At 65.8% G+C, this 653-nt stretch carries 1 protein-coding gene; it reads right to left on the reverse strand.

Annotated features, from left to right (window positions below; genetic code table 11):
* On the reverse strand, positions 1-653 hold a 653-nt coding region (locus BHQ18_RS28850; protein WP_131815754.1), incomplete at both ends, for a tandem-95 repeat protein.

Below are 653 nucleotides of genomic sequence, written 5' to 3' on the forward strand. Positions count from 1 at the left end.
GTAGGTGAACGTGTCGGTGCCGTTGAAGTTTTCGTCCGGGGTGTAGGTGAACGAGCCGTCGTCGTTCAGTGTCAGGGTGCCGTTGGCCGGGCCGCTGACGAGGATGGCTTCGAGGGGGTCGCCTTCGGTGTCGGTGTCGTTGCCCAGCACGCCGCCGGCCGCCGGGATGGTCAGCGGGGTGTCTTCATCGGTGCTGTAGGCGTCATCGACCGGGGTCGCCGCGTCGTTGACCGCGTTGACGGTGATGGTGACGATGGCGGTGTCGGAGTCCTCAGTGCCGTCGTTGACCTTGTAGGTGAACGTGTCGGTGCCGTTGAAGTTTTCGTCCGGGGTGTAGGTGAACGAGCCGTCGTCATTCAGTGTCAGGGTGCCGTTGGCCGGGCCGCTGACGAGGATGGCTTCGAGGGGGTCGCCTTCGGTGTCGGTGTCGTTGCCCAGCACGCCGCCGGCGGCCGGGATGGTCAGCGGGGTGTCTTCGTCGGTGCTGTAGGCGTCATCGACCGGGGTCGCCGCGTCGTTGACCGCCTCGACGGTGATGGTGACGGTGCCGGTGGTGGTGGCGCCTTGGCTGTCGGTGACGGTGTAGGTGAAGCTGTCGGTGCCGTTGAAGTCGGTGGTGGGGGTGTAGGTGTAGGTGCCGTTCGGGTTGAGCA

The sequence above is a fragment of the Mycolicibacterium flavescens genome, assembly GCF_001722335.1.
GTDB lineage: Bacteria > Actinomycetota > Actinomycetes > Mycobacteriales > Mycobacteriaceae > Mycobacterium > Mycobacterium flavescens.